Here is a 20,957-nt window from a genome sequence, read left to right on the forward strand (position 1 = left end):
TGCGACGGGTGCCCGGCCACGGATGGCCAACCCCGGCGTGCTGCGGTGCGCCGGTTCCTTTTCACTGAAACCTGCAGGAATGCCGTGGACCGCTCGCCCGCAACCGCCAGCCCCCGCACCTTCTTCTCCAACCCGCGCTGGGGCGTGCTGTCACGCTCGCTGGCGGCGATCTTCGGCGGCTACGCGCTGGCCGCGGTGACCAGCGTGTTCTGCGCGGTGGCGCTGCCCGGCGCGCGTGGCCAGACCGTGCTGACCGGCATGCTGCTGGCCATTCTGGTGGCCGCCTGCGCGGCGCTGTGGGCGTTCGCCACCCGCAGTGCGCTGCGTGCCTGGGTCGGCATCCTCGCCCCCACCCTGCTGATGGCAGCCATCGCGCGCATGCTGGGAGCCTGGGCATGAAGAATGGATTCCGTCAGTCGATGGCCTGGCTGCACACCTGGACCGGCCTGCTGGTCGGCTGGTTGCTGCTGCTGATCTTCATGGCCGGCACGGCCAGCTACTACCGCGAGGAGATCAGCCGCTGGATGCGTCCTGAGCTGCCCTCCAGCAACGTCAGCATCGACGTCGCCGCGCAGCGCGCAGTGGACTACCTGCAGGCCAATGCCACGCAGGCCGAGAACTGGTTCGTAACGTTGCCGCAGCCGCGCAACCCGGCCATGCAGATGTTCTGGCGGCTGCCGCCGGAGCTGGCCGACCCCAGCCGTGGCCGTCGCGGTGGCTTCGGCGACGCAACACTGGACCCGAACACCGGGCAGGCACTGAAGGCCCGCGAGACCCGAGGCGGTGATTTCTTCTACCGCCTGCATTTCGACCTGCACTACATCCCGGTGCTGTGGGCGCGCTACCTGGTCGGCTTCTGCGCGATGTTCATGCTGGTGGCAATCATCACCGGCGTCATCACCCACAAGAAAATCTTCAAGGACTTCTTCACCTTCCGCAAGGACAAGGGCCTGCGGTCCTGGCTCGATTTCCACAACGTCAGCGCGGTGATGGCCCTGCCCTACCACGCGATGATCACCTACACCGGCATCGTCACCCTGATGATCATGTACCTGCCGTGGGGGGTGAAAGTCGCCTACCCACAGGACGAGGACAAGTTCTTCAGCGAAGCCTTCGGCGGCATGCCGGAGGTGACTGCACCTGCCGAAGGCCACGCCACGCCGCTGCCGATCGCGCAGCTGCTGGACAGCGCGCGTGCACACTGGCACGGCGTGGAAGTGGCCGGTTTCACTGTGTCCAATCCGGGCGCCGCCAATGCGGTGATCGACATCCGCCAGCGTGACGGCAAGCGCCTGTCCACCGACACCCCGGCCGTGCGCTACGACATGGTCAACGGCACGCTGCTGGAAGAGACGCCGCCGTCCGGCGGCGCCACCGCTACCCGTGGTGTGCTGTACGGCCTGCATCTGGCGCGCTTCGCCGACTGGGGCCTGCGTGCGCTGTTCTTCCTGTCCGGCCTGGTCGGCTGCCTGATGGTCGCCAGCGGCGTGGTGCTGTGGGCGGTGAAGGAACGACCCAAGCACGCCAAGAGTGGCCGCATCGGCTTCGGCCTGCGCCTGGTCGACGCGTTGAACATCGGCACCGTCGCCGGCCTGCCGATCGCGTTCGCCGCGTACTTCTGGGGCAATCGCCTGCTGCCGCTGGACATCGCCGAACGCTCCACTGCCGAGGCCAACACGTTCTTCTATGCCTGGGGTGCGGCATTGCTGGCCGCCTTCATCTGGCCCAAGCGGATGATGTGGGCATGGCAGCTGTACCTGGGCGCGGCCGCGTTCGCGCTGGTGCCGGTGGTCAATGCACTGACCACGCATGCGCACCTGGGCAACACCCTGCGCAACGGCGACTGGGTGCTGGCCGGCTTTGACCTGTCGATGATCGCCTTCGGTGCGATGCTGGCGTTGTGCGGTTGGCGCATGCAGCGCTGGACGCCGCCGCTGTCTGCGGCCGAGAAGAAGAAGCGTGCCGCGGCGGCGGCGCCCAAGGCCCCGGTGGACGCTGCGGAAACCGCCGAAGCGGAGGCCAGCGCATGATGTTGCTGGCGTTGACCCTGTCGTTCTCTGCGTTCACCGCGTTGTCGCTGGCGATGGAGAAACACCAGCATGACCTGCATGGCAAGGCCGCGGCCGCGCCGGCACGTCGCACGCAATGGCGGGTGCTGGGTTGGGTGCTACTGACGGTAGCGTTTGCACTGTGCGTGGTCGACCACGGCTGGGCAATAGGCCCGGTACTGTGGCTGGGGGTGATGACCGTGGGCGGCGTGGTGTTGTCGTTCGGGTTGTACCCGTACCGGCCGAAGTGGATCGCACCACTGGCCCTGGCACTGCCCGTGATCGGGCTGCTGGTGGCGTTGGTGTAGCAGAGCCACCGGGGCCGGATCCCTTGCGCGCAGCGCAAGGGCTCTGACCCCTGGTACGTAGATCCGGATGGGGTCAGAGCCCCTGCGCTTCGCGCAGGGGATCCGACCCCGGGCGTCGGCTTACCCCAACCGCTTCAGTTCCCACGCGCGGTGGATGCGCGCGTTGCGCTCGAAATCCGGGCCGATGGTGCGCGCGGTGATCTCGCGGCACTGGGCAAATTCGGCGATGGCGTTCTCTTCCAGCTTGAAGCGGCGGAAGTTGTTGGAGAAATACAGCACGCCACCCGGCGCCAGTCGCGCCACTGCTGCGCGCAGCAGTTTCAGCTGCTCGCGCTGCACGTCGAAGTCGTCGGCACGCGCGGAGTTGGAGAACGTCGGCGGGTCACAGAAGATCACGTCGTACTGCCCGCGGTCACCTTCCAGCCATGCCATCGCATCGGCCTGCACCAGCAGGTGCTGGTTGCCACCCTGCCCGTTCAACGCCAGGTTGTCGTAGCACCACTGCAGGTAAGTCGCCGAAAGATCGACGCTGGTGGTACTGGCCGCACCGGCCACGGCGGCCTGCACGCTGGCCACGCCGGTATAGCAGAACAGGTTGAGGAAACGCTTGCCACGCGCCTGCTCGGCCATCATCCGGCGCAGCGGGCGATGGTCGAGGAACAGGCCGGTATCAAGGTAGTCGAACAGGTTCACCTGCAGCAGCGCATTGTTCTCGCGCACCACGATGAATTCATCACGCTGTTCGAAACGGCCGTACTTGCTGCCACCCTTGCCGCGCTCACGCGACTTCATCGACACCTGCTCCGGCGGCACGCCGAACACTTCCCGTGCAGCGGCCAGCAGTTCGTTGCGGCGACGACGCACGTCGTTCTCTGGAATCGCGGCCGGCGCGGCATATTCCTGCACGTGCAGGAAGGTGCGGCGTTGACCACCATCTTCTTCGTAGACATCGATGGCCGCCGCATATTCGGGCAGGTCGGCATCGTAGGCACGGAAGCAGGTGATGTCCTCTCGGGCGCGCCAGCTCTTGAACTTCTTCAGGTTCTTGCGCAGGCGGTTGGCCACCATCTGCGCGCCTTCGCTCAGCTCACGCGGCTGAGCCGGGTCGCGTCCGGGCACGGCGATCGGGTCGCAGATGATCAGCGCGCATTCCAGCGCACCGTTGAACATCTGGTACTTCTTGCCCGCACGCAGGCCAGTGGCGAAGGCCAGCTCGTCGTTGCCGCACAGCAGGCTCGCACGCCACTGCGGCACCGCCTTCTGCAGCGCGTTGCCCAGCGCACGGTACAACGCCGGATCGGCGGCCAGGCGCTCGTCGTACGGCGGATTGCAGACTACCGCGCCAATTTCCTGCTCCGGCGCAGCCAGGTCGGCTACGTCTGCGCGAGTGAAACGGATGGCGTGGGCGACGCCGGCAACTTCAGCGTTCTCGCGCGCCGCCTGGATCGCGGTCGGGTCGATGTCGCTACCGTGGATGACCGGCTTCAGCGCGGCCAGGCCAGCTGCTTCGCGGTCACGTGCCTCACTCTGGATGGTCTTCCAGGCGGCCTTGTCGAAGCCCAGCCAGCGGCTCGGCGGCAGGCTGCCGTGGCGCATCAGGCCGGGCGCAACGTCGGCGGCCATCAGCGCACCTTCGATCAGCAGCGTGCCGCTGCCGCACATCGGGTCCAGCAGGCCACCACCGGCGGCGTGCAGGCGCGGCCACTGCGCGCGCAGCAGCAGCGCGGCAGCCAGGTTTTCCTTCAGCGGCGCCTCGTGGGCGGCGCCTCGCCAGCCACGGCGGTGCAGCGAGCCGCCGCCGAGGTCGATCGACAGCGAGGCACGGCCCTTGCGCAGCGACAGGTTCACGCGCACGTCCGGCAGGTCGGTGTTGACCGAAGGGCGCTCGAGGCCTTCGTCACGCATGCGGTCGACAATGGCGTCCTTGATCCGCTGCGCAGCGAAGCGCGCATGGGTGATCTTGTCGCCGGACACGTGCGCATCCACCGCCAGGGTCATTTCCGGCTTGATGTGCTCGTGCCACGGCAGGGCGCGCACGCCGTCGTACAGGGCCTGCTCGTCCGGGCACTCGAACGCGTCGATCGGCCACAGCACACGACTGGCCAAGCGCGACCACATCACGATCCGCAGCGCCTGCTCCAGTTCGCCCTCGGCGTTGACGCCGGCAATGGTAGCAGTGGCCTTTTCCAGGCCCAGGGCCGACAGCTCATCGGCAAGCAGGTATTCCAGGCCCTTGGCGCAGGAGACAAAAAATTTCACGGGATCGGTTCACAGGTGGTCAGGCACGGCAGGAAGCCGGGCCATTCAAGAGGGAGGGCCGTGGACACGGCCGGCAGGCCCGCGCCGGGGGCGGCGGGGCTGCCATTGTAGTCAATGCGGGCGGGCGCGCCGTGCGCCCGGGCTTCACAGCTGGCGCAGCAGGCGCTCGAAGGCCTGCGCAGAGGCCTCCACATGCCGTTCCAGGCGGTGGCCGTCGTCGACCAGCAGCAGCTGCGCCGAACGCGCCTGGGCCCAGGCAATCACGCCTGCGGCCGGCACCACCTCGTCATGCCAGGCCTGCACCACCGTGGTCGGCACCGGCGCGGCGTCCAGCGCCGGCATCGGGCCCATGGTGGTCGGCGGCACCATCAGGAACAGGCCGGCCACCGGCACCTGCAACGAGGCGATGGCGGAGATATAGGCGCCCAGGCTGGAGCCGGCCAGCACCACCGGGCCCTGCTGGGCGGCGATGGCGGTGCGTTCGACCAGGCGGCGCAGGCGGGTCGGCACGTCGCCCACCCGGCTGACCTCGCTCATCGCGTCCAGGTCGGTGTAGTCCGGGCGCTCATGGGTCCAGCCCAGGCGCTGCGCCACGTCGGCCAGCGCGGTGACCTTGGTCGCCTCCGGGCCGCTCTCGAAACCGTGGGACAGGATGCAATGGCCGCGGCTCATGCGCGCGCTCCAGGCGAGCGGGCCAACGAGGAAAGGAAAGGCAGGTTCATGCCGCAATGCTAGCATCGCCAGATGCCCAACCCGCTCCTGCCCGGCCTGCAGCTGCAGCCCCTGCCCTACCAAGACCGCCTGCCGCTGCGCGACCCGGCCACGCTGGAGATGGTGGTGATCCACTGCACCGAGCTGCCCGATCTGGCGATGGCCCGCGAGTACGGCGAGCGCGTGCTGTACGACAGCGGCGCCGGCAACAGCGGTCACTTCTACATCGACCGCGATGGCAGCGTGGTGCAGTACGTGGCACCGGAACGCGTGGCCCACCACGTGCGCGGCATGAACGCACACACGCTGGGCATCGAGCTGGTCAATACCGGCCGCTACCCGCACTGGTTCGACAGCCGCCAGCAGGCGATGGACGAGGCCTACACCGAGGCGCAGCTGCAGGCGCTGGAGCAGCTGCTGCTGGCGCTGGTAGCGCGCTACCCGTCGCTGCGGCGGATTGCCGGGCATGACCAGCTGGATCTGGAGCAGGTGCCGGCCAGCGATGACCCGGCGCTGATGGTGGCGCGCAAGCGCGACCCGGGGCCGTTGTTCCCGTGGGCACGGATTCTGGCGAAGGTGCCGCTGCAGGGGTTGGAGTAAGCAGCAGGGCTGCGCCCTGCACCTGCAGAGGCAACGTCAACGTCAAACGCTGGCATTGCGTGGGATGGCGAGGTGCGTCCGGTTGCGAGGGACGCCGTAAACCCATCCATGGGGGCTTGGTCGCGGCATCCATGCCGCGGACACCCTCGCAACCGGACCCACCCCGCCTTCGACAGATCTCCGCGATCTGCCGGATACCCGGGGTCGGATCCCGTTGCTACGCAACGGGCTCTGACCCCAATCTGCATTCGATGGGGTCGGTCGATGGGGGCACAACCGTTTCCCGCTGGGAAACTGATCCGACCCCGCGCGGCTCAGGCGCCGGTCGCGACCGGGCGGCTGCTGTCGCTCACCCATCCGCTCCAGGAATCGGCATAGATGCGTGCGCCGGACAGACCGGCCGCTTCCATCGCCAGCAACAGGTGGCAGGCGGTCACGCCGGAGCCGCACATCAGCACCACCTGCTGCGGATCGCGGTTACCGATCACGCCCTGCAGTTCGGCACGCAGTTCCTGTGCATCGCGCAGGTGGCCGTCGACTACGTTCAGCGCAAACGGACGGTTGACCGCACCGGGCACATGGCCGGCGACCGGATCCAGCGGCTCCACTTCACCACGGAAGCGTTCGCCCGCGCGTGCGTCGACCAGCCAACCCGGCGCATGCTTCAAACGGGCGGTGATTTCGTCGGCATTGGCGATCTGAGCGGTGTCGAAACGGCCCGGGTAAGCCGGCAGCGCCGTTACTTCGCCCTGGCCGGTTGCCAACGCATGACCTGCGGCCTGCCAGGCGGCGATGCCACCGTCGAGCACGGCCACCTTGTCGTGCCCGATCAGGCGCAGCAGCCACCACAGACGCGAGGCGGCCATGCTGCCGTCGCTGCCGTCGTAGACCACCACCTGTGTGTCGGGACCGATACCCCATCGACCCAGCGTCGCGGCAAAGGCATCGCTGTCCGGCAACGGATGGCGGCCGTGGCCGACGCGCCCCAGATCGGACAGATCGCGGTTGAGATCGGCATACACCGCGCCCGGAACATGCCCCGCAAGGTACTGGCCGCTGCCGGCCTGCGGATCGGCCAGCGAGGAACGCGCATCGACCACGCGCACTGCCGTGCTGGCGGTGGCACGCGCGTCGACCACGCGTACGTCCTCGCCCAGGGCAGCGGCCAGGGTGGCGACATCGACCAGGGTGGTCCACGGCGGATCGATCGGCTTCATTGCACTTGCTCCAGGCGGCGACGCAGGTTGTACAGGATGGCCGCGGTCGCCCCCCAGATACGCTGGCCCGGCCAGCCGTATTCGAGGACGTGGCGGACGCGGCCGCGATGATTGATTTCGACCTGGCGCAGGTTGTCGGCGGCCATCAGGTAGTCCAGCGGCACCTCGAACACCTCGGCCACTTCGCTGGGTTGCGGCACCGGCACGAAATCCGGATCGACCACCGCCACCACCGGGGTGACCCGGTAGCCGGTGATGGTCACGAACGGATCGAGATAGCCCAATGCCTGCACCTGGCCAGGTGCCAACGCGATCTCTTCCTGGCTCTCGCGCAGTGCGGCCGCCAGTGCGTCGCGGTCATCGGGTTCGGTACGACCACCGGGGAATCCAACCTGGCCACCATGCGTGCGCAGGGTTTCGGTGCGGCGGGTGAGGATCACCTGTGCACCGTTGGCGCGCGGCACGATACCGGCCAGCACCGCCGCTTCCACTGGCGGTCCCGGCGGCAGCAGGTCGATCAGTTCGCTGCGGTTCCAGCCATCGCCCGCGGGGGGATCGGCCAGCGGATGCAGCGCGCGCATCAGACGGTGATGGTCGGCCAGTGAGCCGCGCAGGGATTGCTGGAGTTTTTCGCGCAATGGCTGCACGCGATGCAGGATGCGACTGCGTTCGTCGTTGCTCATCGACGACCACCGTGCGATTTCATCGAGATGCCGCCCGCAGCCGGTGCACTGCCGGTCTGGATCCAGCTTGCACACGCCGATGCAGGGACTTGCGACAACACGCGCCGTTTCTTCCATTGTTTGCACCCGGCAACAGTAGCGCGATTAGGCTGGATTTGCGCGGGGTGAAGATGCGGCGCGCGGCACGCTGGCTGCGAGGTGGAGCGTGAACGGTAGAGTCGACTGTCAGTCGACTATCGCGCGTAGCGCAGGGATTTCCCCAGGCTGGCCGCAGAGCAGTCAACTGACAGTCGACTCTGCAACCGCGCGCAAACAAAAACGCGCCGGTGAAATCACCGGCGCGTTGATGTTGACGCTGTTTGTTACTTGACGCTGACCAGCTTGATCTCGAACTGCACAGCCACGTTCGGCGGGAACGGGGTGCGCGGGTCGGCACCGTAGGCCTGGTCCGGCGGCAGGGTGACTTCCCACTTCGAGCCTGCCGGCATCTGCAGCAGGGTCTCGCGCATGGCCTTCATTTCGACTTCGCTGACCTTGATCGACGGGATCTGCTGGGCCGGGCGGGCTTCGGTCGGGCGCTGGCCGTACGGGAACGGACCGGCCACTTCCAGCTGCACGGTGCTGGCCTGGGTCGGCTTGGCACCCTTGCCGGCTTCGACCACGCGGTACTGGACGCCGCTCGGCAGGGACTGCACGCCGGCCTTGGCCTTGTTCGCCGCGATGAACTGGTCGCTCTTGGTCTTGTTTTCGGCAGCAGCCTTTTCGTACTCGGCCTTGGCAGCCTGGGCACGGCCCTGCTCGCGCTTCTGGAACGCTTCAACGGCCGGCTTCAGCTGCTCGGCGGTGATGGCCGGCTGCTTCTTGGCGTAGGCGTCCTGCAGGCCCTTCACCACCGAGTTGATGTCCAGCTGCTCACCGCGACCGGTCAGCTCCGCCAGGTTGTTGCCGTAGTCGTAACCGAAGTAATAACTCAGCTTGCCCTTCTCGGACGCGATGTCCTGGGCGAAGGCATTGCCCGTCAGGGCCAGGGCCGCGACGGCGACCGCGATAGAACGCAACTTCATCAAACAGTTCTCCAGGGGTGGTAACTCAGGGACGTTCTGCGCCGCCCTGAGGCGACGGGTTAGGATAACGGGCGCAACGTGTAACCGCTACTCACGATGCAGGCTATGACCCGTCTGCGTTTGCAGAGTTCAATATCACTATTTTTTAACGTTTCTGGAGTTTCCCCGTGGCAGATGCCCTGATCGCTGTCGCCGACGACGGCGCCATCCGCACCGTGACCGTCCAGCGCCCGGACAAGCTCAACGCCCTGAACGCCGCGACCCTGCAGGCCCTGGCCGAGGCGTTCAGCGCCGCCGCCGCCGACCCGGAGGTGCGCGTGGTGGTGCTGACCGGTGCCGGCCCGAAGGCCTTCGTGGCGGGCGCCGACATCGCCGAAATGAACACACTCAGTGCGGTTCAGGGACGTGATTTCTCGCTGCTGGGCCAGGCCCTCATGCGCCAGATCGAGCGCCTGCCCAAGCCGGTCATCGCCCGCGTGAACGGCTTTGCGCTGGGCGGCGGCCTGGAACTGGCGATGGCCTGCCACCTGCGCATCGCCGCCGATAGCGCCAAGGTCGGCCAACCGGAAATCAACCTTGGCCTGATTCCCGGCTTCGGTGGCAGCCAGCGCCTGCTGCGCCTGTGCGGCCGCGCCGCCACCCTGGAACTGTGCCTGCTGGGTGCTCCGATCAACGCCGCGCGAGCGCTGGAACTGGGTATCGTCAACGAGGTGGTCCCCGCCGCCGAACTGGACAATCGCGTGCAGGACGTCGCCCGCCAGTTGGCGCGCTCGGCACCGCTGGCCCTGCGCGGCCTGCTTGATGCCGTGCACGTGGGTGGCGAATGCAGCCTGGAAGCGGGGCTGGAGTACGAAAGCGCGCAGTTCGGCCTGCTGTTCGCCACCGAGGACATGCGCGAAGGAACCAGCGCGTTCCTGCAGCGCCGCCCGCCAGCCTTCCAGAACCGCTGACGCCATGGCATCCCGACCCAACCCCGCGCAACTGTTCGCCCGGGTCCAGGCAGACGATCTCGATGGCGCCCTGCAGGCCGGCCTGATGGACTATGTGGCCCGTACCGGCGACGAACAGCTGGTACCCGGCCACCCGGAGCTTCCACAGCGCCTGCACCAGGCCCAGCAGCAGCTGCAGAACGCCTGGGCCGCACGCGAACGCTACCGCAACCGTGCCGTGCGTCTGGCGCGGCGTGAGGCCGAACGCGACGCAAGGCGCACGCCCGCCGCAGCACCGGATATGAAGCCCGCACTGCCCGCCGCAGCGGCCGCGATTCTCGCCCGGGCCAAGGCCCGCGCCACCGGCAAGGAACAGTAATGGCCGCGAAGAAGACCGCGCGCGCACCTGCGCGCCGTGGCAGCGTGATGCCGCGCACCGACGTGGTGGAAATGTTCACCCGGCTGCGCGAACTCAATCCGCACCCGAAGACCGAGCTGGAATACAGCTCGCCGTTCGAACTGCTGGTGGCGGTCGCGCTGTCGGCGCAGGCCACCGACGTGGGCGTCAACAAGGCCACGCGCCGCCTGTTCCCGGTGGCCAATACCCCGGCAAAGATCCTCGCACTTGGCGAGGACGGACTGAAGCAGTACATCGCCACCATCGGTCTGTTCAATGCCAAGGCAAAGAACGTGATCGCCACCTGCGCGATCCTGCTGGAGAAGCACGGCGGTGAAGTTCCGCGCGATCGCGATGAACTGGAAGCGCTGCCGGGCGTGGGCCGCAAGACCGCCAACGTGGTGCTCAACACTGCGTTCGGTGAGCCGGTGATGGCGGTGGACACGCATATATTCCGCGTCTCCAACCGCACCGGCCTGGCACCTGGCAAGAATGTGCGCGAAGTGGAAGACAAACTGGTGAAGGCCATTCCGGCCGAGTTCCTGCTCGACGCGCATCACTGGCTGATCCTGCACGGACGTTATGTATGCAAGGCGCGCAAGCCGGATTGCCCGGGCTGCGTGATCGCCGACCTGTGCCGGTTCAAGGAAAAGACCACGGCCGAGGCGTGACCGCGTTCGTGGTGTGACAAAACAAAGACGGCGGGCACAAGGCCCGCCGTCTTCGTTTGCAGACAAGGTGCTTCAGGTGATCAGAACGACAGGTCGCCCCAGACGCCGAATTCCTTGGTCTTGTCGTTCTTCTTGTCGCCGGCGTTGGCCAGGTGCGTGTACTTGTACACGGTCGACAGCTTGAGGTTCTTCATGACCGGGAACTCGACACCGACGTTCCAGTACTTGTCGCTCAGGGTCGGGTCCAGGGTCTTGCTGACGTCGGTGTCATCGTAACGACCGAACACGTTGATGCCGCCGTCGGTGACGCGCACGCTGCCCCACACCGACCAGCCGCTGGTCTTGTCGGTAGCAACGGTCATCACGTTGTTGAGGTTCTTGGCCTGGAAGTACTCGCCACCGACGCGGAAGTCGCTGCTGGCGTAGGCGACCATCGCATTGGCGCGGGTGTAGGTGTTCTCGGCGCTCTGGATGTCGGTTTCCTTGCCCAGCTTGCCGCTGTAGCCACCGACGGCAACCACGAAGTTCTCGTTCGGGGTATAGGCCGCGCGACCTTCCACGTCCATGCCCTTGCTGCGGGTCGGGTTCTTGTAGCCGGCGCCGGACACGACCGAGACCGCGTAGTTGAAGTTGTTGCCCAGGTTGCCGAAGCCATGCAGGCCCCAGTCGGACGAGTTGCCGTACTTCAGGCGATCGGTCAGGGTGTTCTCGACATAACGCATGCCGTAGAACTTCTCGACGTACGGGATCCACGGCATGTCGGCGGCACCGACGCGCAGGTTGAAGGCCGGGTCGAAGCTGCCCTGCACGTAGGCCTTCTTGACGAACAGTTCGGTGTTGCCGATGGCCGAGCTGTACTGGAAGTCGGTGGTCAGGTTGGCCGACCAGATGTCGTTGAACTTGTGGTCGACGGTCAGGTAGAAGCGCTTGACGTCCAGACCGGTGCCGCTGGCGGCGGTGTCCTTGCCGTTGCTGGTCTTGTCGATGTTGGTCAGGTCGAAGAACATGCGACCGCCGATCTTGTTGTCATTGACCAGCTTGGCCAGCTTGTCGACGCTGGTCTGGGTCTTCTGTGCACCTTCCAGGGCCTGGGCCTGGGTGATGTTCACTTCGGACTGCGCATCGGACTGTGCCTGCAGCGCCTGCGAATCGTTCTGCAACTGCTGGACCTGGGCCTGCAGGGCAGCGATCTGCGCCTGCAGCTGCTGCAGCTGTGCCTGGGATACGCCCGTGCTGGCGGGAGCTGCGAAGGCGTCGGCGGAAACCAGACCGAGGCTTGCAACGACCGCGGCGGCGAGCAAATGGGAACGCATTTTGGATTTCTCCAGAGGGTTGGAATGGCTTGGGCAGAACGCCACGCCGGCAGGCCGGTCAAGCGTTTTGCGAACATTCCGTTAAAACCATGACAGCCGAATGACAACCTGAGCACCAACCACAGATTTCTTCGTGCGGTCATGCGCACGACTCATTTGCCGCCACATCCTTGTCGATCCCTTGCGGCATATGGCGTCACGTATCAGCGTTCATGCGCGGACCTGTCGCTGCGGGACCTTCACCGGCACCGCTGGTTTCGCGTGGATGACGCGGCATCACTGCGGAATGCCAGGCCGCGACGGCATTGACGGCCACTCCGGACAGGCCATCAGCGACATATAGAGCGTGATCGCAACTGGGCCACGCCCGTCTCCGGCGCATCGGTCATCACGTTGCCAGCGGTACGCAGAACCTTCACACCCCTGCTGTGCGGGTGCCTGACAACGCTGTAACGGTTGCGTCATACAACGGTCCCTGCGCTGTCATCGAACCGTTATGGAATGTGCGCCGGGCGGGTAACCCCGCATCCCAATCAACCCAGGAGCCACCCCGTGATCCACGCCTTCAAGTCGCGCGTTGCCGTTGCCGTCTTCGCAGCGTCGTCCGTGTTCGCCGCCAACGCCGCTGAAATCACCGGTGCGGGCGCCTCGTTCATCTACCCGGTGATGTCGAAGTGGTCGGCCGACTACAACGCCGCCACCAGCAACAAGGTCAACTACCAGTCGATCGGCTCCGGTGGTGGTATCGCCCAGATCAAGGCCAAGACCGTTGATTTCGGCTCCTCCGACGCCCCGCTGAAGCCGGAAGAACTGGCCGCTGCGGGCCTGGCCCAGTTCCCGTCGGTGATCGGCGGCGTGGTGCCGGTGGTCAACGTTGCCGGCATCGCTCCGGGCGCGCTGAAGCTGGACGGCACCGTGCTGGCAAACATCTTCCTGGGCAAGATCAAGACCTGGAACGACCCGGCCATCGCTGCGCTGAACCCGGGCGTGACCCTGCCGAGCGCCAAGATCACCGTCGTGCACCGTTCGGATGGTTCGGGCACCACCTTCAACTTCGTCAACTACCTGTCCAAGGTCAGCCCGGAGTGGAAGACCTCGGTCGGTGAAGGCACCTCGGTCCAGTGGCCGGCCGGCATCGGTGGCAAGGGCAACGAAGGCGTTGCTGCCTACGTGAAGCAGATCAAGGGCGGCATCGGCTATGTCGAACTGTCCTACGCACTGCAGAACAAGCTGTCGTACACCGCCATGAAGAACGCTGCCGGCAAGTTCGTGCAGCCGAGCGACGCCTCGTTCGCCGCCGCCGCTGCCAGCGCCGACTGGGCCAGCGCCAAGGACTTCTACCTGGTGATGACCAACGCGCCAGGCGCCGAGTCCTGGCCGATCACCGCCACCAACTTCATCCTGGTGCACAAGAAGCCGAAGAACCCTGCCAACGGCAAGGCCACCCAGGAGTTCTTCCGCTGGGTCTACAAGAGCGGCGACGCCCAGGCCCGCCAGCTGGACTACGTGCCGCTGCCGGACAGCCTGGTGCGCCAGATCGAGACCTACTGGACGCAGAACCTGAAGTAAGCGCGTTCCCCCGCAGGAATGGGATCGGCGGGCCCTCTCTCCCCCGCCGATCCCACCCGGGCGCGAGATCCTCGAGATCTCGCGCTCTTCTTGTTTTTTGGGGTTGGTCGTGAAAGGCGCTGCGCTGTCGCTGGTCCGTAGTTGAGTCGGTGCGCAGATCCGGGGTCTCCGGGCCCCTGCCGGGTCGGAGCCAGCCCTGTGAAACCCTTGTCGGAACGTGATCGAGGACACCTCTGTCATGGTCGTAATACGGCTGTAACAAAAACATCATTTCATAGCCGCATCCGCCGACGCCGTCGGCTCTACCCCGCTATGGAGTGACCATGAAACTGCACTCGGCCGGCCTCGCCGCCCTTTCCCTGGCCATCGCCCTGGGCCTGTCGGCCTGCGGTGGCGACAAGCAGGCCGCGCAGCAGCCGGCTGCCGACGGTGCCGCCGCCCCGGCCGCTGCCGGTGCCAAGGTGACCGCCGAAGTGTCCGGTGCCGGCGCTTCCTTCATCTTCCCGCTGGTTTCCAAGTGGTCGGCTGACTACAACGCCAGCACCGGTGCCAAGATCAACTATCAGTCGATCGGCTCCGGTGGCGGCATCGCCCAGATCAAGGCCGGCACGGTCGACTTCGGTTCCTCCGACAAGCCGCTGAGCAGCGAAGAGCTGGCGCAGGCCGGCCTGGCGCAGTTCCCGTCCGCCATCGGCGGCGTGGTCCCGGTGGTCAATATCGAAGGCCTGGAAGGCGGCAAGCTGCGCCTGAGCGGCGCCCTGCTGGCCGACATCTTCCTGGGCAAGGTCAAGACCTGGAACGACCCGGCCATCGTCGCCGCCAACCCGGGCGTGAAGCTGCCGGACGGCAAGATCACCCTGGTCCACCGTTCGGACGGTTCGGGCACCACCTTCAACTTCTCCAACTACCTGTCCAAGGTCAGCCCGGAGTGGAAGACCAAGGTCGGCGAAGGCACCTCGGTGCAGTGGCCGGACGGCGTCGGTGGCAAGGGCAATGAAGGCGTCGCCTCGTACGTGAAGCAGATCAAGGGCTCGATCGGCTACGTCGAACTGGCCTACGCGCTGCAGAACGGCATGCCGTACACCGCCATGCAGAATGCCGCCGGCAACTGGGTCGAGCCGAGCGCGGAAACCTTCGCCGCTGCAGCCGCCAGCGCCGACTGGGCCAGCGCCAAGGACTTCAACCTGGTCATCACCAACGCCCCGGGCGAGCAGGCGTGGCCGATCACCGCCACCAACTTCATGCTGATGCAGAAGCAGCCGAAGGATGCCAAGCGCAACCAGGACACCCTGGCCTTCTTCAAGTGGGCCTTCGAGAATGGCCAGGCCCAGGCCAACGAGCTGCACTACGTGCCGCTGCCGGCCGACCTGGTCAAGCAGATCGAGGCCTACTGGGCGACCGACCTGAAGTGATGGACGTGACGGTGCCCGCCCTGCGCGGGCACCGCCTCTGCCACGCCGTGCCGCCCCGCCCCTTTCTGGCCCCGCCGTCCCCATGAATGCCATCGCCCAGCCTGTAGCCGCCCCGTCCACGCGTGATGCGCGTGATGCCCGCAACGACAAACTGTTCCGATGGGTGCTGGTCGGCACCGTCATCTTCGTCCTCATCGCCCTGGCCTGCGCCGCGCTGTCGATGCTGTGGGGCGGCCGCCATGCCCTGCAGATGCAGGGCCTGAGCTTCTTCTTCTCCGCCGACTGGAATCCGGTCGAAAACAAGTTCGGTGCCCTCGCACCGATCTACGGCACCCTGGTCACCGCCGCCATCGCGATGGTCATCGCCGTGCCGGTCAGCTTCGGCATCGCCTTCTTCCTCACCGAAGTCGCGCCGCGCTGGCTGCGGGGCCCGGTCGGTACCGCCATCGAACTGCTGGCCGGTATTCCCTCGATCATCTACGGCATGTGGGGCCTGTTCGTGCTGGTGCCGGTGATGACCGAGTACGTCACTCCGTTCCTCAACGAGACCCTGGGCGAATGGCCGATCATCGGTCCCATGTTCCAGGGCCCGCCGCTGGGCATCGGCATGCTCACCGCCGGTTTCGTGCTGGCCATCATGGTCATTCCGTTCATCTCCTCGGTGATGCGCGAAGTGTTCCTGACCGTGCCGACCCGCCTGAAGGAATCGGCCTATGCGCTGGGTTCCACCAAGTGGGAAGTGAGCTGGGACATCGTGCTGCCCTACACCCGCTCGGCGGTGATCGGCGGCATCTTCCTCGGCCTCGGCCGTGCCCTGGGCGAGACCATGGCGGTGGCCTTCGTGATCGGCAACAGCGTGCGCCTGTCGCCGTCGCTGCTGGAACCGGGCACCACCATCGCCGCGCTGATCGCCAATGATTTCGGCGAAGCCACTGAAACCTACCGCTCGGCCCTGCTGCTGCTCGGCTTCGTCCTCTTCATCGTCACCTTCGTGGTGCTGGCCATCGCCCGCCTGATGCTGATGCGCCTGTCCCGCAAGGAGGGCAACTGATGTCCAGCACCGCTGATTCGCTGTACCTGCGCCGCCGCATCGGCAATGTCATCGCCATTGCCGCGTCCTGCGCCACCGCCCTGTTCGGCCTGTTCTTCCTGGGCTGGATCCTGTTCACCCTGGCCTCCAAGGGCCTGGCCGGCATCAACCTGGATCTGTTCACCAAGATGACGCCACCGCCGATGCAGGAAGGCGGTCTCGCCAACGCCTTCTTCGGCAGCGCGGTGATGTGTGCGCTGGCAATCGGCATCGGCACCCCGCTGGGCGTGCTGGCTGGCACCTGGCTGGCCGAATACGGCAACGCCCGCAAGGCCGGCACCGTGGTCCGCTTCGTCAACGACATCCTGCTGTCGGCGCCGTCGATCGTACTCGGCCTGTTCGTCTACACGCTGTACGTGATGCAGACCGGCGGCAACTTCTCGGCATTCGCCGGTGCGCTGTCGCTGGCCTTCATCGTGCTGCCGGTGGTGGTGCGCACCACCGACGAGATGCTGCGCCTGGTGCCCTCGCAGATGCGTGAAGCGGCGCTGTCGCTGGGTATCCCGCAGTGGAAGGTGATCGTGCAGGTGCTGTACCGCAGTGCCTCGGCCGGCATCATCACCGGCATCCTGCTGGCACTCGCCCGCATCTCCGGCGAGACCGCACCGCTGCTGTTCACTGCCTTCGGCAACCAGTACTGGAACAACAACATCTTCCAGCCGATGGCCTCGGTGCCGGTGGTGATGAACCAGTTCGCCGGCAGCCCGTATGAATCCTGGCAGGTGCTGGCCTGGGCCGGTGCCCTGGTGCTGACTGTCTTCGTGTTGCTGGTCAGCCTTGCCGCCCGCGGCATCCTGCTGCGCAACCGTATCTCCCATGACTGACCTTTCCGTGGATAACGCCATGAACGACCTTTCCAACGCCGTGCCGATGCAGCGCATCGCCGTGCCGTCCTCGCACGAGAGCCTGCACACGCCGTCGCCGGTGAAGCTGGCTGCGCGTGGACTGGACTTCTACTACGACAAGTTCCATGCCCTGAAGGGCATCAACCTGGAGATTCCGGAAAAGCGCGTGACCGCGCTGATCGGTCCCTCCGGCTGCGGCAAGTCGACCCTGCTGCGCATCTTCAACCGCATCTACGCGCTGTACCCGAAGCTGGAAGCGCGTGGTGAAGTGCTGCTGGACGGCGAGAACATCCTGTCGCCGAAGTACCCGATGAACCGCCTGCGCAGCAAGGTGGGCATGGTGTTCCAGAAGCCGGTGCCGTTCCCGATGACCATCTTCGAGAACGTGGCCTACGGCATCCGCCACCACGAGAAACTGAGCAAGGCCGACATGGCCGACCGCGTCGAGCAGGCGCTGCGCCAGGGCGCGCTGTGGGACGAAGTGAAGGACAAGCTGGGGCAGAGCGCACTGGGCCTGTCCGGTGGCCAGCAGCAGCGTCTGTGCATCGCCCGTGCGGTGGCCCTGCGCCCGTCGGTGCTGCTGCTGGACGAGCCGACCTCGGCGCTGGACCCGATCTCCACCAGCCGCATCGAGCAGCTGGTGGAAGAACTCAAGCACGAGTACACGATCGTGATCGTCACCCACAACATGCAGCAGGCCGCGCGCGTGTCCGACTACACGGCCTTCATGTACCTGGGCGACCTGATCGAGCACGACCGCACCGAAGTGATCTTCTCGCAGCCGTCGCAGCGGCAGACCGAGGATTACATCACCGGTCGCTTCGGCTGAAACGTCAGTCGAGCATGGCTCGACTCTACAGACAACGTCAGTCGAGCAAGGCTCGACTCTACAGAGTGGAATGAACATGAATCTTCCCAACGACCACATCGTCAAGAGCTACGACGAAGAGCAGCAGCGCCTGGTGGCCGAAATCGTGCGCATGGGCGAGATGGCCGTCGCCCAGCTGGAAGCGGCGATGGACGTGATCGAGAAGCGCGACGAGAACGCTGCCCATCGCATCATCGCCAACGACGAAGCGATCGATGCCCTGGAGCAGCAGATCAGCCACGACGTGATGCGCCTGGCGCTGCGTGGCCCGATGGCGCGCGACCTGCGCGAGATCCTCGCCGGCCTGCGCATTCCGGCCGACATCGAGCGCATCGGTGACTACGCTGCCAACGTCGCCAAGCGCTCGATCGCGCTGGGCAAGGTGCCGCCGCTGCCGCAGATCCAGGGCCTGCGTGCGCTGGGCCGCCTGGCCGCGCAGCAGGTCCGCCGTGCCATTGCCGCCTACCGCGACAATGACGCCGACGCCGCGCTGGAACTGCGCGAGGACGACGCCCGCCTGGACGCGCAGTACACCGCGCTGTTCCGCGAGCTGCTGACCTACATGATGGAAGACCCGCGCAACATCACCCCGTGCACCCATCTGTTGTTCATGGCCAAGAACCTGGAGCGCGTGGGCGACCATGCCACCAACATCGCCGAGAACGTGTGGTTCCTGGTGCATGGCGAGCAGCCGCTGCCGCCGCGTGAAAAACGCGACGAGACGTCCAGCACCGGCCAGATCTGATACTGCACTGCAACACCGGAGTTGACTCCAAGGTGGCCGCTGTCCTGCTGACAGCGGCCTTTTTGTTTTGGGCGTTCCGGCGGTTCATCCCCGCATGGCGTGGCCTACCGGGCCGCTGGTCTCCCCTTCTGTAGCAAACCTCACGAAAATTTGAGTTCTTGGCGAGGATTCGTTGAGTAGGATCGCTGCACCATCGCTTCCACCGGCATCCCTGCCGGCTACCCGGGCATCCGCCCACCACCCAGGAGCACCACCGATGAGCAGTTCCAACAAGACCCTGTCCCTGCTGACTGCTACCGCCCTGGCCGCTGGCCTGGGCATGACCGCCAGCGCCTCGGCGCTGAGCATGAGTGACCTGGCCCAGGGCTATCTGGTCGCTGGCCAGGCCGCCAAGGCCACCACCGATGCCAAGGCAGCGGACACCAAGATGGCCGCTGATGCGACCAAGCATGCCGAAGGCAAATGTGGTGCCGACGGCAAGAGCGCTGAAGGCAAGTGCGGCGCCGACAAGGGCAAGGCCGCTACCGGCGCTGCCGCGGGTGCCAAGACCAAGGCCGGCGACAAGAAGTCGGCCGAAGGCAAGTGCGGCGAAGGCAAGTGCGGTGCCAAGCACTGACGTCCGCGCCAGCGTCGTCCACCCGCGGTCGCCGCTTCGTGCGGCGGCCGCCGGGTTGGGCCTGCGCCGGGCGCTGCTGCAGGATCTGCGCGATGCGCCGGCCGGTGACTTCGACTTCCTCGAATGTGCGCCGGAGAACTGGATCCATGTCGGCGGCCCGGCCGGTGATGCACTGGCCGAACTGGCACAGCGCCATCCTCTGAGCTGCCATGGCCTGTCATTGTCACTGGGCGGCAGCGCGCCGCTGGATACGCAGCTGCTGGAGCAGGTCGGCCAGTTCCTCGACACGCACCGCGTGCCGCTGTACAGCGAACACCTGAGCTATTGCAGCGACGACGGCCACCTCTACGACCTGCTGCCGATTCCCTTCACCGACGAAGCCGTGCGCCATACCGCGGCACGCATCGCGCGCGTGCAGGACATTCTCGGCCGCCGCATCGCGGTGGAGAACGTCTCCTACTACCTGGCACCGGAACCGGCGATGGACGAACTGGCCTTCACCAACGCGGTACTTGCCGAAGCCGACTGCGACCTGCTGCTGGACGTCAACAACGTCTACGTCAACGCCTGCAACCACGGCTATGACGCCGACACCTTCATCGCCAGACTGCCCGCGCAGCGCATCGTCTGCCTGCACGTGGCGGGGCACCTGGATGAGGCACCGGACCTGAAGATCGATACCCATGGCAGTGCCGTGATCGACCCGGTCTGGGATTTGCTGGCGCGTACCTATGCACGCATCGGCGCGCGCCCGACCCTGCTCGAACGCGATTTCAACTTCCCGCCCTATGCAGAACTGCAGGCTGAGCTGCAGACCATCCGCCGCCTGCAGGCCACGCACGCCGAGAAAGCGCATGGTTGATGCTCCCGACAGTCTGCGCGCACAACAGCACGCGTTCACCGCGCACCTGCGTGATCCGCAGGCGGTGGCCGCACCGGCCGGGCTGGAACCCCGGCGGGTGGCGGTATACCAGCGGCTGCTGTCCAACAACCTGCTCGGCCTGTTGAGCAACGGCTTCCCGGTCTGCGTGCGCCTGCTCGGAGAACCGGCCTGGAGTGCGCTGGTCCGCCAGTACTTCGCCACCTATCGCTGCCAGACGCCGCTGTTCACCGAACTGGCCGCCGAATTCGTGCAGTGGCTGCAGGCGCAGCCACAACTGCCGCACCCGGCGTTGGCCGAACTTGCTCATTACGAGTGGGTGGAGACCGCGCTGTACCAGCTGCAGGCCGAGCCGCTGCCGGCACCCGGCAACTTCGATCCGCTGAAGGTACCGCTGCAGCGCTCACCACTGGCCTGGCCGCTGCTGTACCGGTGGCCGGTGCATCGACTCGGTGCAGAGGATGCACCAACGCAGCCGCCGGCCGAACCGACCGGCCTGCTGGTGCGCCGCGAAGCTGACGGTGAAGTTCGGTTCGCCGCACTCAGTCCACTGGCGGTGTACCTGCTGTCCAGCATCGGCGAACAACCTGGCCTCGATGGACATGCCTATCTGCAGCAACTGGCAAGTGCGCATGGTCTGGCCGAAGACGTACTGGCCGGACCCGGAGCCGCATTGCTGCAGCAGTTCCTGCAGGCCGGCGTGATCGGCCCGCTCACAGCTCCTCCCTGACG

General features: G+C 66.3%; 22 protein-coding genes. 16 read left to right on the top strand and 6 right to left on the bottom strand.

Features of this window, described 5'->3' with window-relative positions; all coding sequences use genetic code 11:
- The first annotated feature begins 84 nt into the window (after window positions 1–84).
- Genes AC07M7_RS00540 through AC07M7_RS00550 form a run of 3 tightly spaced genes read left to right on the top strand, consistent with a single transcriptional unit; the run spans window position 85 to window position 2,356 of the window.
- On the top strand, window positions 85–399 hold the full coding sequence (locus AC07M7_RS00540) for a DUF3649 domain-containing protein (protein WP_046984951.1): 315 nt from the start codon (window positions 85–87) through the stop codon (window positions 397–399).
- Window positions 396–2,030 (top strand): PepSY-associated TM helix domain-containing protein, encoded by a 1,635-nt coding sequence (locus tag AC07M7_RS00545; protein WP_495206526.1) that lies wholly within the window; start codon window positions 396–398, stop codon window positions 2,028–2,030. The genes AC07M7_RS00540 and AC07M7_RS00545 overlap by 4 nt, the downstream gene beginning before the upstream one ends.
- Window positions 2,027–2,356: a DUF3325 domain-containing protein gene (locus tag AC07M7_RS00550; protein ID WP_495206527.1), complete on the top strand. Its 330-nt coding sequence runs from the start codon at window positions 2,027–2,029 to the stop codon at window positions 2,354–2,356. Before AC07M7_RS00545 ends, AC07M7_RS00550 begins: the two co-directional genes overlap by 4 nt.
- A 120-nt stretch (window positions 2,357–2,476) precedes the next feature.
- On the opposite strand, the gene rlmKL is transcribed toward AC07M7_RS00550, so the two are convergent.
- Together rlmKL and AC07M7_RS00560 are read right to left on the bottom strand one after the other, a co-directional pair.
- Entirely contained in the window at window positions 2,477–4,615 is a 2,139-nt protein-coding gene (gene rlmKL / locus AC07M7_RS00555; RefSeq protein ID WP_046984948.1) for a bifunctional 23S rRNA (guanine(2069)-N(7))-methyltransferase RlmK/23S rRNA (guanine(2445)-N(2))-methyltransferase RlmL, read from the bottom strand.
- A gap of 144 nt (window positions 4,616–4,759) precedes the next feature.
- Entirely contained in the window at window positions 4,760–5,287 is a 528-nt protein-coding gene (locus AC07M7_RS00560) for an alpha/beta hydrolase (RefSeq protein WP_100434353.1), read from the bottom strand.
- A 72-nt stretch (window positions 5,288–5,359) separates the two neighbouring features.
- Here AC07M7_RS00560 and AC07M7_RS00565 point away from each other — a divergent pair, with 72 nt between their 5' ends.
- Window positions 5,360–5,926 (top strand): N-acetylmuramoyl-L-alanine amidase, encoded by a 567-nt coding sequence (locus AC07M7_RS00565; RefSeq protein ID WP_046984946.1) that lies wholly within the window; start codon window positions 5,360–5,362, stop codon window positions 5,924–5,926.
- A 314-nt stretch (window positions 5,927–6,240) separates the two neighbouring features.
- Here the strand turns inward: AC07M7_RS00565 and AC07M7_RS00570 are convergent, their stop codons facing one another.
- From AC07M7_RS00570 to AC07M7_RS00580, 3 genes are all read right to left on the bottom strand, one after another.
- A complete protein-coding gene (locus tag AC07M7_RS00570; protein ID WP_253077619.1) occupies window positions 6,241–7,143 on the bottom strand; it encodes a sulfurtransferase in 903 nt (300 codons plus the stop codon).
- Window positions 7,140–7,943, bottom strand: coding sequence for a CoA pyrophosphatase (locus AC07M7_RS00575; protein ID WP_430766358.1), 804 nt, complete (start codon window positions 7,941–7,943; stop codon window positions 7,140–7,142). The genes AC07M7_RS00570 and AC07M7_RS00575 overlap by 4 nt, the downstream gene beginning before the upstream one ends.
- Before the next feature lie 245 nt (window positions 7,944–8,188).
- The gene (locus AC07M7_RS00580; protein ID WP_004151465.1) at window positions 8,189–8,890 is read right to left on the bottom strand and encodes an FKBP-type peptidyl-prolyl cis-trans isomerase; all 702 of its coding nucleotides are present in this window, start codon (window positions 8,888–8,890) and stop codon (window positions 8,189–8,191) included.
- 167 nt (window positions 8,891–9,057) lie between these two features.
- On the opposite strand from AC07M7_RS00580, the gene AC07M7_RS00585 reads away from it, so the two are divergent.
- The 3 genes from AC07M7_RS00585 to nth are packed head-to-tail and all read left to right on the top strand — an operon-like array spanning window position 9,058 to window position 10,887.
- Window positions 9,058–9,840, top strand: a complete 783-nt coding sequence (locus AC07M7_RS00585) for an enoyl-CoA hydratase/isomerase family protein (RefSeq protein WP_253077620.1) — start codon at window positions 9,058–9,060, stop codon at window positions 9,838–9,840.
- Between the two features lie 4 nt (window positions 9,841–9,844).
- A complete protein-coding gene (locus AC07M7_RS00590; protein WP_337301985.1) occupies window positions 9,845–10,198 on the top strand; it encodes a hypothetical protein in 354 nt (117 codons plus the stop codon).
- Window positions 10,198–10,887, top strand: a complete 690-nt coding sequence (gene nth, locus AC07M7_RS00595; RefSeq protein WP_495206528.1) for an endonuclease III — start codon at window positions 10,198–10,200, stop codon at window positions 10,885–10,887. Before AC07M7_RS00590 ends, nth begins: the two co-directional genes overlap by 1 nt.
- Before the next feature lie 80 nt (window positions 10,888–10,967).
- Here the strand turns inward: nth and AC07M7_RS00600 are convergent, their stop codons facing one another.
- Complete coding sequence (locus AC07M7_RS00600; protein ID WP_004151438.1) at window positions 10,968–12,200, bottom strand: porin; 1,233 nt, start codon at window positions 12,198–12,200, stop codon at window positions 10,968–10,970.
- Between the two features lie 552 nt (window positions 12,201–12,752).
- Between AC07M7_RS00600 and pstS (AC07M7_RS00605) the strand changes: the two genes are divergently transcribed.
- From pstS (AC07M7_RS00605) to AC07M7_RS00645, 9 genes are all read left to right on the top strand, one after another.
- The gene (gene pstS / locus AC07M7_RS00605) at window positions 12,753–13,769 is read left to right on the top strand and encodes a phosphate ABC transporter substrate-binding protein PstS (protein WP_136638637.1); all 1,017 of its coding nucleotides are present in this window, start codon (window positions 12,753–12,755) and stop codon (window positions 13,767–13,769) included.
- A 323-nt stretch (window positions 13,770–14,092) separates the two neighbouring features.
- Window positions 14,093–15,181 (top strand): phosphate ABC transporter substrate-binding protein PstS, encoded by a 1,089-nt coding sequence (gene pstS / locus AC07M7_RS00610; RefSeq protein ID WP_065722382.1) that lies wholly within the window; start codon window positions 14,093–14,095, stop codon window positions 15,179–15,181.
- A gap of 82 nt (window positions 15,182–15,263) precedes the next feature.
- The gene (gene pstC / locus AC07M7_RS00615; protein ID WP_012510550.1) at window positions 15,264–16,232 is read left to right on the top strand and encodes a phosphate ABC transporter permease subunit PstC; all 969 of its coding nucleotides are present in this window, start codon (window positions 15,264–15,266) and stop codon (window positions 16,230–16,232) included.
- On the top strand, window positions 16,232–17,095 hold the full coding sequence (gene pstA, locus AC07M7_RS00620) for a phosphate ABC transporter permease PstA (protein WP_004151398.1): 864 nt from the start codon (window positions 16,232–16,234) through the stop codon (window positions 17,093–17,095). Before pstC ends, pstA begins: the two co-directional genes overlap by 1 nt.
- A gap of 19 nt (window positions 17,096–17,114) precedes the next feature.
- Window positions 17,115–17,945, top strand: coding sequence for a phosphate ABC transporter ATP-binding protein PstB (pstB, locus tag AC07M7_RS00625; protein WP_005408788.1), 831 nt, complete (start codon window positions 17,115–17,117; stop codon window positions 17,943–17,945).
- 70 nt (window positions 17,946–18,015) lie between these two features.
- Window positions 18,016–18,729, top strand: coding sequence for a phosphate signaling complex protein PhoU (gene phoU / locus AC07M7_RS00630; RefSeq protein ID WP_136638638.1), 714 nt, complete (start codon window positions 18,016–18,018; stop codon window positions 18,727–18,729).
- Between the two features lie 256 nt (window positions 18,730–18,985).
- The gene (locus tag AC07M7_RS00635; protein ID WP_136638639.1) at window positions 18,986–19,345 is read left to right on the top strand and encodes an HvfA family oxazolone/thioamide-modified RiPP metallophore; all 360 of its coding nucleotides are present in this window, start codon (window positions 18,986–18,988) and stop codon (window positions 19,343–19,345) included.
- Window positions 19,332–20,207: an HvfB family MNIO-type RiPP peptide maturase gene (locus tag AC07M7_RS00640; protein WP_495206529.1), complete on the top strand. Its 876-nt coding sequence runs from the start codon at window positions 19,332–19,334 to the stop codon at window positions 20,205–20,207. The genes AC07M7_RS00635 and AC07M7_RS00640 overlap by 14 nt, the downstream gene beginning before the upstream one ends.
- A complete protein-coding gene (locus AC07M7_RS00645) occupies window positions 20,200–20,955 on the top strand; it encodes an HvfC family RiPP maturation protein (protein ID WP_495206530.1) in 756 nt (251 codons plus the stop codon). The genes AC07M7_RS00640 and AC07M7_RS00645 overlap by 8 nt, the downstream gene beginning before the upstream one ends.
- Window positions 20,956–20,957 lie beyond the last annotated feature (2 nt).

Source organism: Stenotrophomonas sp. GW821-FHT09E08, assembly GCF_059416125.1.